Source organism: Sulfitobacter sediminivivens (assembly GCF_042611115.2).
Taxonomy (GTDB): Bacteria; Pseudomonadota; Alphaproteobacteria; order Rhodobacterales; family Rhodobacteraceae; genus Sulfitobacter; species Sulfitobacter sediminivivens.
On sequence record NZ_JBHGAR020000001.1, the window covers coordinates 139,230 to 152,540 of the forward strand.

General features: G+C 54.9%; 7 protein-coding genes. All 7 read right to left on the reverse strand.

Going from position 1 to position 13,311, the window contains the following annotated elements; translation table 11 throughout:
- Positions 1-36: 36 nt before the first annotated feature.
- The 7 genes from ACEWL3_RS00675 to ACEWL3_RS00705 are packed head-to-tail and all read right to left on the reverse strand — an operon-like array spanning position 37 to position 13,099.
- The gene (locus ACEWL3_RS00675; protein WP_386177114.1) at positions 37-1,668 is read right to left on the reverse strand and encodes an alpha-D-glucose phosphate-specific phosphoglucomutase; all 1,632 of its coding nucleotides are present in this window, start codon (positions 1,666-1,668) and stop codon (positions 37-39) included.
- Complete coding sequence (gene malQ, locus ACEWL3_RS00680) at positions 1,658-3,640, reverse strand: 4-alpha-glucanotransferase (protein WP_386177115.1); 1,983 nt, start codon at positions 3,638-3,640, stop codon at positions 1,658-1,660. Before malQ ends, ACEWL3_RS00675 begins: the two co-directional genes overlap by 11 nt.
- Positions 3,637-5,739, reverse strand: a complete 2,103-nt coding sequence (gene glgX, locus ACEWL3_RS00685) for a glycogen debranching protein GlgX (protein WP_386177116.1) — start codon at positions 5,737-5,739, stop codon at positions 3,637-3,639. The genes malQ and glgX overlap by 4 nt, the downstream gene beginning before the upstream one ends.
- Positions 5,736-7,181, reverse strand: a complete 1,446-nt coding sequence (glgA, locus tag ACEWL3_RS00690) for a glycogen synthase GlgA (protein ID WP_386177117.1) — start codon at positions 7,179-7,181, stop codon at positions 5,736-5,738. Before glgA ends, glgX begins: the two co-directional genes overlap by 4 nt.
- 1 nt (position 7,182) lies before the next feature.
- On the reverse strand, positions 7,183-8,442 hold the full coding sequence (gene glgC / locus ACEWL3_RS00695; protein WP_386177118.1) for a glucose-1-phosphate adenylyltransferase: 1,260 nt from the start codon (positions 8,440-8,442) through the stop codon (positions 7,183-7,185).
- Positions 8,443-8,476: 34 nt separating this feature from the next.
- Positions 8,477-10,684, reverse strand: a complete 2,208-nt coding sequence (glgB, locus tag ACEWL3_RS00700) for a 1,4-alpha-glucan branching protein GlgB (RefSeq protein ID WP_386177119.1) — start codon at positions 10,682-10,684, stop codon at positions 8,477-8,479.
- A gap of 21 nt (positions 10,685-10,705) precedes the next feature.
- Positions 10,706-13,099 carry a glycogen/starch/alpha-glucan phosphorylase gene (locus tag ACEWL3_RS00705; protein ID WP_386177879.1) on the reverse strand — a complete coding sequence of 798 codons (2,394 nt, stop codon included), beginning with the start codon at positions 13,097-13,099 and terminating at the stop codon, positions 10,706-10,708.
- Positions 13,100-13,311: the final 212 nt, after the last annotated feature.

Here is a 13,311-nt window from a genome sequence, read left to right on the forward strand (position 1 = left end):
CTGCCTCGGCATGACCATCACATTGCGAAAGGGTAACTAGGTAATGACATCCGGTTTCAGGCGGCCAATGGTGGCTTCCATATGACTGATGGCCTGCGCCGCATCACGCACTTTGCGCAATGCATCTTGGCTATCCATTTCCAGATCGCCCCCGATCCCGGAGTATTGTTCGAGGTAGAGCCGCAAAGTGGCACCTTGGGTGCCGGTGCCGGACAAACGGAAAACGGCGCGCCCGCCACCGGCAAACCCGATCCGCAGCCCTTGGTTTTTGCTGACCGATCCGTCAACCGGATCGAGATAAGAAAATTCATCTGCCGACGTCACGGTCAAACCGCCGATATTCTTGCCCGTCAATTGAGGCAATTGCGCGCGCAGATCATCCATAAGCGCGTTGGCCTGTTCAATCGCAACGTTCTCGTAATCGTAGCGTGAATAATAATCGCGTCCGAAGGTTTCCCAGTGATCCATCACGATCTCGGCGACCGATTGTTTGCGCACTGCCAGAATATTGAGCCACAACAGCACAGCCCAAAGCCCGTCCTTTTCCCGCACATGATCTGATCCGGTACCGGCACTTTCTTCGCCACAAATCGTCACCTTGCCCGCATCCAGAAGGTTACCAAAGAACTTCCAACCCGTAGGCGTTTCATAGGCCACAATGCCCAGTTTTTGCGCCACACGGTCGCTTGCGGCACTGGTCGGCATTGACCGGGCGATTCCGGCAAGGCCCTTTTCATAAGCGGGGGCCAGATGGGCATTTGCGGCCAGAATAGCCAGGCTGTCAGACGGCGTCACATAGATGCCTCGCCCGACAATCATATTGCGGTCGCCATCCCCATCCGACGCAGCCCCAAGGTCTGGCGCGTCATCTGACATCATCAGGTCCATCAAAGGTTTCGCCCAGATTGGGTTGGGGTCTGGGTGACCTTTGCCAAAATCCTCAAGCGGCATGCCGTTCACCACCGTTCCGGGTGCCGCCCCAAGCGTCCCTTCAAGGATCGCTTTGGCATAGGGCCCGGTCACGGCGTGCATGGCATCAAATTGCATGGTGAACCCGGCAGAAAACAGATCCCGCATTGCGTCAAAGTCGAAAAGCGTTTCCATCAGCGCCTGATAACTTTCAACCGGGTCGATCACGTGAATTTGCATCTGCCCCTGCTGGATCTTGCCGATGGTCCCAAGATCCACATCGTCAGTCACCGCGATCTTGTATGCGCTGATTGAAGTGGTCGCCGCAAAGATCTTGGCGGTCAGTTTCTCCGGCGCGGGCCCCCCATTTTCGGCGTTGAATTTGACTCCGAAATCCTCATCTATCCCGCCCGGATTGTGGCTGGCTGACAGGATAAAGCTGCCATCCGCACCATTGAGCCGGATCAAATGAGATGCGGCAGGTGTCGACAGAATGCCATCTTGTCCGACGATCACCGTCGCCGCCCCATTCGCCGCCGCCATTTTCAGAATTGTCTGAATGGCCTGTTTGTTGAAGTAGCGCCCGTCACCGCCGACAACGAACGTCTTGCCCGCACCACCGCCGATGGCGTCAAAGGTGGCCTGAATGAAATTTTCAAGGAACCGCGGCTCCATAAAGACGCGTGTTTTCTTGCGCAGACCGGATGTGCCGGGCATCTGCCCCTCGATCGGTGTGGTGCTGACAGTTTCAATCTTCATCTGGCACTCCTTTCAGAGAATTATGTCTTGCTGCGTCGCGCATGATTGACGCGGTGGCGGTCAATCGGTCGTCATGGGCCAATCCTTCAAGCGACGTGGCGTATTTTCGCCGCCAGTTTGGGTGCTCGTCAATTGTGCCGGGCAGGTTTTGCGCTTCAACTGAACCAAGCACATCATCAAGCTGAACGGCAACCAGCGCTGCATTCGATCGCGCGAGCAGGGTGTGAACATGGTTTCGGAAATCACCGTCATGTGCGATGGTAGCTATCTCATCGTGCCTCCGCGCATGCGCGTGTTTGGCTTCGGGGGCATCAATCCATCCAAGCTTGGCCCACCAATCAATATCGCGTCCAGTGGCGAAACCATCCACTGTTGGTGTATCATGAGTGGCAAAACACGACAGCACCTGTTTGGCACCTGAATGGGGGTCACGGAACCCACCGTGATCATCGCGTTCATATTGCAGGACGGAATATCCGTAAAACCCATGCCCGCGCATCGTATCGCGAAAGCCATCGGGCACCAGCCCGAGGTCTTCGCCGATCACCAGACAATTGTGCCGCTCCGCTTCGATCTTGATGACCGCCAAAAGCGCCTCAAACGGTTGACGAATATACGCGCCGGGGCTGCCGTCATCAGGCAGCCAGAAACTCCGGTTGAGGCCGAGTACGTGATCGATCCGAATAACCCCGGCATGGTGCATTGTCTGCGATAGGATCCGGCGCAGCGGCGCGTATCGTTGTGCCTGAAGCTTGCGTGGTGCAAAGGCGGCCAAATCCCAGTTTTGCCCTTCTGGACTAAGATGATCAGGGGGCGCGCCGACCGACACGCCTTGTGCAATTGTGTCCCTCTCGCACCAGCTTTCTGCGCCATCGCGGCGTGGCCCAACCGCCAGATCCAGGTACAGGCCAAGGGGCATTCCTGCCGCAATCGCTCGGGTTTGGGCGTGGCCCAGCTGTGTGTCCGCGACCCATTGCAACCACATGTGAAATTCAAGCTGTTCTATTGGCGGCGCTGCTGGATCATTTAGCCAGTCCCGCCAGTCTGTCCCGAATTTCTTACTCAGGACTTCGAACCGCGCGAAGGTCTGTAGTTCTGAACCGCCATTCGCCACAAAATGCGCAAATGCGTTTTGCGCATTGGTGTCGGCCTCTGCTTGAAATCTGCCAAACAGCGTTTCCAGAGCAGCGTTATGAATGTGTTTATGATCATGGTATTGCACCGTCTCAGCACGCCGCAACACATCGAAAGCCGACGTTTCTGCAACGCCGTCCAACCCCGGAATTCGATCGGTGGCGATGTATGACGTGTTCAGAAAGCCGCGATGTGACGGTGAATAGGGACTGATGGCTGTTTTGTCGAAATAGCCCATATTGTGGATCGGATTGATGCCGACAAAGGCGGCCCCCTGCGTGCCCGCGATCTCTGACATATTGGCGAGGTCTTCAAAGTCGCCCAAACCGGTGTTGCGATCAGATCGGATCCCGTAAAGCGCAAAATTGAGACCCCATAGGCGATCCGCCTGGGCCAAAGCCTGCACCTGAGGCAGACGCTTCGGCGCGGCGAAAACAGTGACGGTTTCGACCCGTCCGGAAACAGAAGCGGTTAAAACATAAACGCCGGATTTCAGTGTAGGTAGGGTGATGTGATCGGCGGGCGGCCCTTCGGCGACAATAGTATCCTGGCCATCCAGATGAATTTCCCATGACGCGCCAAGGCCAAAATCAAGCGGTGTGGTTTTGTTGCTTTCGATAATGATCTCTTGGGGGAACCATCGATCTTCGATCTCGTGGCGCAGAGCAGAGAGCGCCTCATGGATCGTCGCGCCGCTGGTCGTATCAAACCCGTTTGCCCGCAAAAGCGCCTTTTGCGTTTCCGGTGATGTGATCCGTTCCTGCCCTTGCAGATCGTGGTAGCGCGGCAGAATTCCGCACAGATCGCAGAGCGCGTCGAGGTCGCGATCGCCGTTCATTCCGTGCCCTTTGGCATATCCAGGACAAAGGCCACAACGGACTGTGGGGCGATGTCGACCTTGTCTGCCATGCATTTTGGGGATGTGGTGATTTCAGGTTGGTTGGTGTCAATTGCGCGAAACCAGGCACGTCCGTTTGATGCCTTCGGCAGCTGAACGCTTGAGTGTTCTTCGCTTCGGTTGAAGACGACAAAGACCACATCATCATTCCGATCATGTGCTGGTGCCTCGCCCGAACATCTTAGCGTGAGGCACAGGTTCGCAAGACGTGGATCACGCCAATGCAACGGCTGCCCGTTGAAATCTGTCCAGTGAACGTCCGGCTGCCCGTCGGATGCGCTTACTGCACCGTGCAGGAACCGGGTTTGCCGCACGGCGGGATGCAGCTGACGAAACGCCGACAGGTGGCTGACAAACTGCTGCAAATCACTGTCTGCCTGATCCCAGTTCAGCCAACCTGTCGCGTTGTCCTGACAATAGGCGTTGTTGTTGCCCTGTTGCGAATTGGCAAATTCATCACCCCCAAGCAGCATGGGTGTGCCTTGGGACAGAAACAAGGTGGCCAACATATTGCGCTGCCGCTGTGCGCGCAGTGCGCCTATTTGTGGATCGTCTGTATCGCCCTCAACACCACAATTGTCACTGAAGTTCGAGTGATGTCCGTCACGGTTGTTTTCGGTATTGGCCTCATTGTGTCGTCTGGAATATCGAGTGATATCGGCCAAAGTGAATCCGTCGTGAGAGGCCAGAAAGTTGATGGATGTCCAGCTACGCCGCCCAGAGTGGTCAAATTTGTCGGCAGACCCTAAAAGCCGTGCTGCAATTTCCTGGGCGCTGTGCGCGTCGCCCCGCCAATAGCGGCGCACGGTGTCGCGGTAACTGTCGTTCCATTCGGAAAATTCAGGTGGAAATTCACCAAGCCGGTATCCGCCCGGCCCGATATCCCATGGCTCGGCAATCATGCGTACCTGCGACAAAACCGGATCTTGCCGCAGCGCATCAAAAAAACCGCCACTTGCGTCGAACCCATGGGCTTCGCGACCCATTGTGGTGGCCAGATCAAACCGGAACCCGTCAACGCCCATGGATTCAACCCAGAAACGCAAGCTGTCCATCACCATGCGCAGCACATAAGGGTGCGCGATGTTCATCGTATTCCCGCACCCGGTATCATTCACGTAATAGCGCGGCTGATTGGCGTTCAAACGGTAATAGGATGCGTTATCCAGGCCGCGGTAACACAGAGTTGGGCCACGATGATCGCCCTCGGCAGTATGGTTATAAACGACATCAAGAATGACTTCGATCCCGGTGGCGTGCATCCGGTCGACCATTTGGCGGAACCCCTGAATGCCGTTTGGCCCAAAATATCGCGGCTCGGCTGCGAAAAACCCGATCGAGTTGTAACCCCAGTAATTTCGCATCCCGCGTTCGACCAAGAATTTGTCGTCAACAAAGCTGTGGACAGGCAAAAGCTCAACCGACTGCACGCCAAGATTATTGAAGTGCGCCAGCATCGGGTCTGACGCCAACCCTTCATAGGTACCGCGCACTGCCTCGGGTACATCTATGTTCAACTGTGTCGCACCTTTGGCATGAGCTTCATAAATCAGATCGCGATCTGTGCGGGTATGCTGGCCTTGCTGGCTCCTGACGAAAAGTGCGGGATCAGATACGACTGATTTGGGAACGAATGGTGCGGAATCGCGTGTGTCAAATGACGTGTCTTCGGCAGAGGACGTGATGTCATAGCCAAGTTGCGCGGGGTCGCTTCCCCACTCTCCACTAAGCTCACGGGTGTAAGGATCAATCAACAATTTGTTGGGGTTGAACCGATGCCCGCGTTCCGGGGCGTAATTGCCATGCGCGCGGTATCCATAAAGCGTGCCAATCGGTAGATCGGGCATATAACCATGCCAAACCGGACCTGTGCGTTCGGGCAGCGCAATGCGCGCTTTCTCGGAAACTCCATCAGGTGAAAACAGGCATAACTCGATCTTGGTGGCGTTCTCTGAGAACACGGCAAAGTTGACACCGCTGCCATCGTGATGCGCACCAAGTTTACGGTCAGTGCCGCCCCGTATCTGTTGGAACGTCATGAGGTGCGACTGTCCCGGGCCGCGCGGTAAACATCCAGATAGGCCGCTGCGGAAAGGTCCCATCCGACCGGATGGCGCATCGCACGGCGCATCATGGCAGCCCAGGCTTTCTGATTGGCAAAAAGCGTGCAGGCCCGAGAAATGGCATTGCCGAGCATGGTTGCGTTGATCGGTGCAAATTGAATGCCTGTGGCACAATCGGCAAGCATCGCGGCCTCGTTCGCGTCTATTACAGTATCGGCCAGACCGCCGGTCCGCGCGACAACAGGCAGCGTGCCATACCGCAGCCCATAAAGCTGGGTCAGCCCGCATGGTTCGAACCGCGACGGTATCACGATTGCATCACTGCCAGCCTGAATAAGATGCGACAAAGCCTCGTCATACCCAATTTTTGTACCCACTGAGCCTGCGTAGCGGTTGGACGCGTCGATGAAGGCACGCTCCAACGCGGGTTCACCCGACCCAAGAACCGCAAGCCTGCCACCCAGGCTTACGAGGTGCGGCAAGCGATCCAGGAGCATATCCAGACCTTTCTGAAAGGTCAGGCGACTGATCACGCAAAACAAGGGTCCGTCGCCTGCGGTCAGACCAAAGCGTGCCTCAACCTCCGCCCGGTTTTTGGCTTTGCCCTTGATGCTGCGGGCGGAATAGTTTGCAACAAGATTGGCATCCGTTTCCGGGGACCAGATATCCAGATCAATGCCATTGAGTATGCCAGAAAGATCGGCTTGACGATTGCGCAAAAGGCCATCCAGCCCCATGCCAAAGTCTGGTGTCAGCAGTTCTGCGGCATAGGTCGGGCTGACTGTCGTGATCTTTTCAGACAGGGCCAACCCAGCCTTGAGAAAACCGATTTTGCCAAAGTATTCGACACCTTCTGACGTAAATAGCTCTGCCTGTAGCCCCAATGCGGCCAGACGGGTGGACTCAAACAATCCTTGAAACGCGATGTTGTGGATGGTCATCACGACAGGCGGTTTTGGTCCCTCGGACAGCTGCAGATATGCTGGGACAAGCCCCGCTTGCCAATCATGGGCGTTGATCACATCTGGCACCCAGTCTTCAATGCCGCGTGTTCCGATCCGCGCCCCGGCGTAGGACAGCGCACCAAAGCGCAGGTCATTGTCTGGCCAATCCTGACCATTGGGTCCCAGATAGATGTTGCCGGGTCTGTCAAATAGATGCCCCGCTTCAAGCAGCAGCATGTCCAGCCCTTCAGCCTGTACCGCGACAATGCGCGCAGGACCGCCAAAGAGATCAACGAACGACATGACGCTTTTGCCCTTCGCCACCAATCCCGCCAACGCCGGATAAGCCGGGATCAGCACTTTGATGCTGACACCCTGTTCCGCCAGCGCTTTGGGCACGGCACCAATCACGTCGGCCAATCCGCCCGTCTTGATAAACGGCGCACATTCAGAGGCGACAAAAAGCAGCTTCATGTTATTTTTCCAATGCGTCGATCATGGGCTGAGTGATCAGGCAAACGCCATTCTGGCTGCGCCGAAACCTTTTCGCGTCTAGCTTGGCATCTTCGCCAACAACCAGGCCTTCGGGTATTGTCACACCCCGATCAATGACAACATTTTTCAAACGCGCATTGCGGTTTATTTCGGCATAGGGCATCGCGACAACGCCTTCGAGTTGCGAAAACGAATGGGTTCTGACGCCCGTAAACAAGAAGCACCGCTCAAGCGACGACCCGGAAATAATGCAGCCCCCCGATACCATGGAAGACACGGCATGGCCGCGCCGCCCTTCTTCGTTATGGATGAATTTTGCTGGCGCAGTCAGCTCCGAATAAGTCCAGATCGGCCAGGAGTTGTCATAAAGATCAAGCTCAGGTTTGAAGTCGGTCAAATCAACATTTGCCTGCCAGAACGCATCGACAGTCCCTACATCCCGCCAATATGGTTTTTCCTCCAGCCCGGTCCGAACACACGAGCGGCTGAAGGGATGTGCGATGGCTTTGCCGTTCTTGACAATGTCAGGAATAATATCACCGCCAAAATCGTGCTTGGATGCAGGATTGGCCGCGTCTTTTTCCAACAATTCGAACAGATAGTCCGTTTTGAACACGTAAATTCCCATGCTTGCCAATGCCATGTCGGGATGGCCAGGCATGGCGGGCGGGTCTGCGGGTTTCTCGACGAAATCAAGGATGCGATCCGTGTCATCCACTTTCATCACGCCAAAGCCCGTGGCTTCCATCCGGGGGACTTCGATACAGCCCACAGTGACGTCCGCACCGCTTTCGACATGATGTTTGACCATCAGGGAATAGTCTTGTTTGTAGATGTGGTCGCCAGCCAGAATGATAATGTATTTCGGGCCATAACCGCGAATGATTTCGATATTCTGGGTCACCGCGTCGGCGGTTCCTTTGTACCAGTTTTCATTGTTCAGCTGTTGTGATGCAGGCAGAATATCAAGCGACTCGTTGCGTTCAGCGCGGAAAAAGCTCCATCCCCGCTGCAAATGCCTGATCAGGGAATGTGCCTTGTACTGCGTCGCGACACCGATACGGCGGATGCCGGAATTCACAGCGTTGGACAGGGCGAAATCAATAATCCGGCTCTTGCCACCAAAATACATTGCTGGCTTGGCTCTTTTGTCGGTCAGTTCAAATAACCTGCTGCCGCGGCCCCCCGCCAGTACGAACGCCATCGTTTGCTGGGCCAGTCGTTGTGGTTCTGTATCCATTTGTCGTCCTCCCTAAATGCCGTCGGTCATGGGGCTAGTCACCCTCTTTTAATTCAAAGAATAGAGTTGTCAGTGGTGGAATGGTCAGCGAAATCGAATGGGGCCGACCAGAGGCGGCAATCTGTTCACTGTCTGCGAAACCCATATTCCCGCGATCACCGCCGCCATAGATGCTGGCGTCCGTATTGAGCTTTTCAACCCAGCGCCCTGCACGTGGTACACCGATGCGCCGCGCGCTGCGTTCAACGGGGGTAAAATTGCTGACCACCAATACAGGTGCCGTGTCATCAGAGCCTTTGCGCAACCATGCAAAAAGAGATTCTTCTGCCGCACCTTCCTCGATCCATTCAAACCCTTCTGGCTTACAATCAAGCTGGTGCAGGGCGGCCATATCACGCAACAGCGTGTTCAGGTCCCGCACAAGGTTTTGCATGCCCGCATGCAGCGGATGATCCAGCAGATGCCAATCAAGGCTGCTGTCGTGGTTCCATTCGACGCCTTGCGCAAACTCACAGCCCATGAACAAAAGCTTTTTGCCCGGATGGCCCCACATAAACCCGTAATAGGCACGCAGGTTGGCGAATTTGTCATCGCCTTGCCCCGGCATTTTTTCGATCATCGACCCTTTGCCATGCACCACTTCGTCATGGCTGATCGGCAGCACAAAGTTTTCTGAAAAGGCATAGTGCAGACCAAAGGTCATCTTGTGGTGGTGGTATTTCCGGTGAATCGGATCCTCGGCCATGTAGGACAGAGTGTCATTCATCCACCCCATATTCCATTTGAACCCAAAGCCCAGGCCACCATGATCGACGGGCGCACTGACCCCCGGAAATGCCGTTGATTCTTCGGCGACGGTTACAATGCCGGGCACGTCGCCATAAGCGACGGTATTGGTGCGCTGCAGGAACGATATCGCCTCAAGATTTTCGCGTCCGCCGTCCTTGTTCGGTACCCATTCGCCCTCTTTGCGCGAATAATCACGATAAAGCATCGAAGCCACGGCATCGACCCTCAGACCATCAACGTGGTGCTCGCGCAGCCAATACAAGGCATTGGCCACAAGATAGTTTGACACTTCACGGCGACCGTAGTTATAGACCAGCGTGTTCCAGTCTGGATGAAATCCCTCTTTGCGGTCGGCATGTTCATAAAGCGGTGTGCCGTCAAACAGGCCCAGCCCATGCTGATCTTCGGGGAAATGCCCCGGAACCCAGTCAAGGATAAGTCCGATATCGGCGTGGTGGCATGCCTCAACAAAAGCGCGGAATTCCTGCAATGTGCCGTGCCGAATTGTCGGCGCATAAAGCCCGACAGGCTGATACCCCCAAGAGCCGTCGAAAGGGAATTCAGAGATGGGCATCAGTTCAATATGGGTAAAGCCCATATCCTTGGCGTATCGCACCAATTGTTGCGCATGTTCATGGTATGACAACGGACGATTGCCGTCCTCCGGGACACGCCGCCAGGACCCAAGATGAACCTCGTAAATTGAAATTGGCTTGTCGATGCGGTGCAGGGTCTCACGTTTGCGCATCCACGTTGCATCGGTCCAATTGTGACCTTCCAGCCTGCGAATGACAGAGGCGGTTTTGGGGGGGTGTTCGGCACCAAATCCAAAAGGATCTGCCTTTTGCGGTAACAATTTGCCCTGCCCATCAAGCAGTTCGTATTTATAGGCTTCGCCTTCGGTCAGGCCGGGCATGAACACTTCCCAGACACCTGTCTGACCGCGCCGCCGCATTGGATTTCGCCGACCATCCCAGCGGTTAAAGTCTCCGATCACCGAAACACGCGAGGCATTTGGTGCCCAGACCGCAAAATGTGTGCCGTCTGTGCCTTCATGAACCATGACATGCGCCCCAAGCACCTTCCAAAGGTCAAGATGTGCGCCCTCAGCGATCAGGTGTTCGTCCAATTCACCCAATACCGGACCGAATCGATAGGGATCATCCATTTCCCAGACGTGATCGCCTTTGGTTATCCGCAAACGGTACCCAAACGGCTTTTTGCGGCGCGACGCCAGACCGGTATAGACGGCAGGCGCATCAGGCGAGGGGATCAGCGACAAGGCTTTGCGGCCTGATTTGCTGTCGAGTACATCAACTGCATCGGCATCAGGATGAAAAACCCGTATTGTCACCTTGCCGTCGATAATGTGCATGCCAAGCACGGAAAACGGGTCAGAATGGGTACCATTCACGATTTTTTGCATATCGTTTGAATTGATCACGTCATGCATCCCTTATGCTTTTCCACGCCATCAGCGGACCGAGGTTACACCCCAGATGTCATGTGCGTATCCTCGAATGGTTCGGTCGGAAGAAAACCACCCCATCCCGGCGGTGTTCGCAGCGGCCATCCGCGTCCAGCGTGTAACATCCTGATATACTGCATCAACTTCACGTTGCTTTGCAAAGTAATCGTCAAAATCACAGCTCACGAGGAAATAGTCGTGTTCCCAAAGGTTGGTCAGAATGTTTGAATACCGCGATCGGTCACCGCCCGAAAATACGCCATCTGCAATCTGTCCGAGAACACGGCGAAGACGTGGACTGTTATCAATGGCGCGCCGGGCATAGCCATGATGTGTACGTGCCTCTTGTGCCTGTGCGGCGGTGAGCCCGAAAAGAAAGAAATTTTCGGCCCCTACATGATCCCGAATTTCAACGTTGGCCCCGTCCAGCGTCCCGATTGTGGGACTGCCGTTCAGGGAAAGCTTCATGTTGCCCGTGCCAGACGCCTCTTTGCCCGCAGTCGAGATTTGCTCTGACAAATCAGAGGCCGGGATCAAAATCTCTGCCATCGAAACATTGTAGTTCTCAGGATAGACCACCTGTAGCAGATCACGTGTCACAGGATCATTATTGATGGTCGCCGCAACGTCATTGATCAGGCGAATGATTGATTTGGCCAGCGCATAACCCGGTGCAGCCTTGCCGCCAAAAATTTTGACCCGTGGTGTCCAATTGCCCGTCGGATTGTCGCGGATTTCATTCCAAAGCGCGATCGTTTCAAGAATGTTCATATGCTGGCGCTTGTATTCGTGAATGCGCTTGATCTGGATATCGAACATTGCATCGGTGTTCAGCGTAACGTTGTCGCGATCCTTCAGCCATCTGGCCAGATGGTACTTGTTTTCGGTCTTGGCATCGCGAAACGCCTGTTGAAATGCGGCGTCGTCCAGATGTGCATTCAGATCTTGCAGCATTTGCAGATCCTCCTGCCAATCGGTGCCGATGGTGTCGTTGATCAGGCCGCGCAGTGCCGGATTGCATGAATAAAGCCAACGGCGGGGCGTGATCCCGTTTGTCTGGTTGAGGATGCGATCTGGATAGGCTTTGTGCAGATCGGCGAACACGGTTTCCTTGACCAGTTCAGAGTGCAGCGCCGACACACCGTTCACCCTATGCGCCATGATAAAGGCCAGTTCGCCCATTTTGACGTTGCCGTGCTCAATGATCCGAATATCAGACCCTGTTGCGGCCAAATGGCGTTCCTGGATCATTTCAATGATCCGATGATGGCGCGGCAATATCCGTGCAAACAGGCCTTCTGGCCAGCTTTCCAATGCCTCAGGAAGCAACGTATGATTTGTGTAACCCAGACATTTGCGCGCCATGTCGATGGCCTGATCTAGACCGAAATCATGCTTGTCGATCAACAGACGCACCAATTCGGGCCCGGCGATTGCGGGGTGCGTGTCGTTAAGCTGAATCGCGACCATCTTGTGCAGGTCTGCGATCTTGTGACCTTCGGACAAAAAGCGCCGCAACAGGTCTTTGATTGATGCGGAGGTAAAGAAATATTCCTGCTTCAGCCGCAGTTCCTTGCCGTCTTCGGTGGTGTCGTCAGGGTACAAAACACGAGAGATGGTTCTGGCCAACCGCTCGGGTGCGTTCGCACCGACATAATCGCCCCGGTTAAAGCTTTCGAGGTCGAAAAGCTTGATTGGCTTGGCGGCCCAAAGGCGCAGGGTATTGGCCCATTTGCCCTTCCAACCCACCGTTGGGGTGTCATAGGCCATTGCCAGGACCGTTTCCGCAGGGTTCCAGTTTGCCTTGCCATCCGTTTCGCTGACATACCCGCCAAAGTGAATATTATAGGCGACTTCCGGGCGTTCGAATTCCCACGCGTGACGTTGCGCAAGCCAGCCTTCTGCCGTTTCGATCTGTTGACCGTCCTGAAAATGCTGCTCGAACAGGCCGTGTTCATAGCGAATGCCATAGCCATAGGCGGGGATTGACAACGTTGACAGACTGTCCATGAAACAGGCCGCCAAACGACCCAGCCCACCATTGCCAAGTGCCGCGTCAGGTTCATCTGCAACAACGGTTTCATAGTCCTGACCCAGCGCCGCCATGGCGTCACGTGCAATACCTTCTACGTCCAGATTGATTGTGACGTCTTCGATCAACCGACCAATCAGAAATTCCATCGACAGGTAATAGATCCGCTTGTACTTGCCCTCATAGGTTTTGCGGGTGGACGCGAACCATGGCTCAACAACCCGATCACGCAGTGCAAGAGACAACGACATCCGCCAGTCATAGAGGCTTGCATGCTCAGCGTCTTTGCCCAGCGATAGCTTTAGATGTCGCAAGATATCGTCGCGCAGGACATCTGCAGTTGCGATAGGTTGGGTGTACTCAGGCATAGCGCTCTCTTCGGATAAAAAGTCAGTCACGCGCTGTTCATTCACCCAGAATGCCCCGTTCGCAACCAGTTACAGGGGCCTTACATGATTTTTTCGGAGAATGTTAGCGCTAAACCATCAATAAATAGGGGTGTTCCGTAATCGTTACGGTCATGGATTTATGTTCGCAATAAGGTTTTCACCGGGTTATTTTCTGCACGCAACCGCCTGCT